Source organism: Desulfomicrobium macestii, from assembly GCF_014873765.1.
GTDB lineage: Bacteria > Desulfobacterota > Desulfovibrionia > Desulfovibrionales > Desulfomicrobiaceae > Desulfomicrobium > Desulfomicrobium macestii.
In genome coordinates this window covers 1-1,987 of sequence record NZ_JADBGG010000083.1, presented here as the reverse complement: position 1 = coordinate 1,987, position 1,987 = coordinate 1, and the positions used below count along the sequence as shown (strand labels likewise).

Annotated in this window: 3 protein-coding genes; all 3 read right to left on the bottom strand. The window is 44.3% G+C overall.

Annotation, left to right across the window (positions count from 1 at the left end):
• Positions 1–43: 43 nt before the first annotated feature.
• The 3 genes from H4684_RS20400 to H4684_RS20390 all read right to left on the bottom strand — a co-directional run bounded on the left by H4684_RS20400 (position 44) and on the right by H4684_RS20390 (position 1,808).
• On the bottom strand, positions 44–448 hold the full coding sequence (locus H4684_RS20400; protein WP_192625166.1) for a hypothetical protein: 405 nt from the start codon (positions 446–448) through the stop codon (positions 44–46).
• Between the two features lie 9 nt (positions 449–457).
• Positions 458–862: a hypothetical protein gene (locus H4684_RS20395; protein ID WP_192625165.1), complete on the bottom strand. Its 405-nt coding sequence runs from the start codon at positions 860–862 to the stop codon at positions 458–460.
• Between the two features lie 691 nt (positions 863–1,553).
• Entirely contained in the window at positions 1,554–1,808 is a 255-nt protein-coding gene (locus tag H4684_RS20390; RefSeq protein WP_192625164.1) for a hypothetical protein, read from the bottom strand.
• Positions 1,809–1,987 lie beyond the last annotated feature (179 nt).

The window sequence follows — 1,987 nt, the reverse complement described above, 5'->3', positions numbered from 1 at the left end:
GTCCCTTGGGGATTTGACCCCGACAGAGTTCCTCATGAAAAATTCACCCAAGGAAACCTCTACTTTTGGATGGCACTAACTTGGGGAGGTTTACAGCATCAATTCCAACTTTATTCTGCACCCATCTTTCGAGCTTCGCATCTTCATTTTTTTCCAAAACGGAAATAAAATCGACCATTTTTTCGACCCATTGCTTCACAAGCATACACGTAACAGACCTGGAAAGGGAAACAGGCGTCGAATCAGGAGAACTTCCAAATAGATAAATACTCTCGACCTCTTCATCGCTATCACTGTATGTTTTTTCTGCAATGTTTACAAATTCATCATGAATACTAGAGAAATCAAAATTTGAAATTCCAACCGCACACATCTCTTCTTGAATATAGCCCAAAGAGCTTTCTAATTTTTCCACAACCGCCGATTTTGCACGATCATTCAAATTCATAGCATCCTCCTATATTTGCATGTGACACATGTCTTTAGCCATATGTTTTAAGAATTTTGGAGATTCATCTGCTTCCATTACGAAGTGTATATAATCTTTATCTTTACTTTTGAAATCAGAAATCATCTCATTACAAATTTCAACTATGCTATTCTTTATCTCTAGACTATACTTGTAATCTGGATCTACAAGACAATAGGACAAACTGTACGCCCATGAAGGGAACTCGCCAGGATCATAATAACCTTTATTGAGCATCCTGTAATGCCTTGCCATGGATTTTTGCATTTTTCGGTCAGCCAATATCTTTTTTAGCAAATGGAATGATTCTTTTGCCTTAACTTGCGCTGTCATATCAAAATGGCCTATATTTCCAGAAACCAATTCAATTATCTGCTTTGATTCACACTTCATTTGTCCACCTCATTGCGATAGTTGGTAACTGCCCCCCCGACTTCTTTGCCCTCAATATCGCTTACGGTGGCAAAAATAATAATTTCTCATCGTTTGAAACAAAATCCATAAATTTGTTAAGATTTCATCTCATCCTCATCTTCACGAACTCTTCTAATCCGTGAACTGCATCCACAGCACAAACATATAAATATCTGAATTTTATCCACATATTCCTCACATGGATTTAATCAGAGGCAACCCTAATACTTACAATCCGTCAGCATTTCAGGAGCGAGCCTGATATTCGATTGAATTGAAGCCAGCGTTTCTGCTTTTCGTTACGTTGGGTGGATTGTGGGAAGAAGAGAAGTGGCTCTTGGGTGAAGGGATTCGTCGAGGTGCTGCGGCATGAGTGGTCGCTTTGTCTTACACAGTCTGCACTGGCGGAAGCTTTCGATGAGCAAATTACAAGGCAGCCTTTGGTATTCACATCAAACGCCAAGCTCCTGGGCCAGCTTGCCTCGGCACGGTCCGTGGGTACAACACCACCCTCGACCGGATCATGCACGGCGCCTACCAGACGAGATCGCCCGAGCTAAAATCTCTCATACTTGCTGGCGTCATTAAGGGTGCCCATCGGTGGCGCTATTAGGGTGCCCATTCACACCAATCGAAATTATTGCGGCGCCCTGGAAATATGGACGCGAGTTTATGTTGTGGGAGAGTCTGGTTTCCTGCAGGGCATTGAAATACTTGTCACGGACATGCCCTGCTTCTTGGTCCCACATTCCACTGACGCTTTCAGCAACGTGTCCGGAACCTTACTTGGCAGGGCTGGAAGGTGAATGGTCTTGCCGTCGGTAAAGGCATCTGCTCTACCCATCTTAACCTTCACCCTGTATTTTCTGCCGAGCACGCTTGCCACCAGCAGCAGCGAACGCATCACACCCCGCGTATTGATCATAAGCTTTCCATCGGGTAGGAGGCGGGGTCACCCCCGCCGTCCTTCCACACCACCGTACGTACGGTTCCGTATACGGCGGTTCATATATTAATCCGAGCATAAAATAGTTAACATTCGTGGAAGAATTGTGTACATTCGGATCCATGCAAACCACCGATGCACGCAAGCTTCCGCCCAAG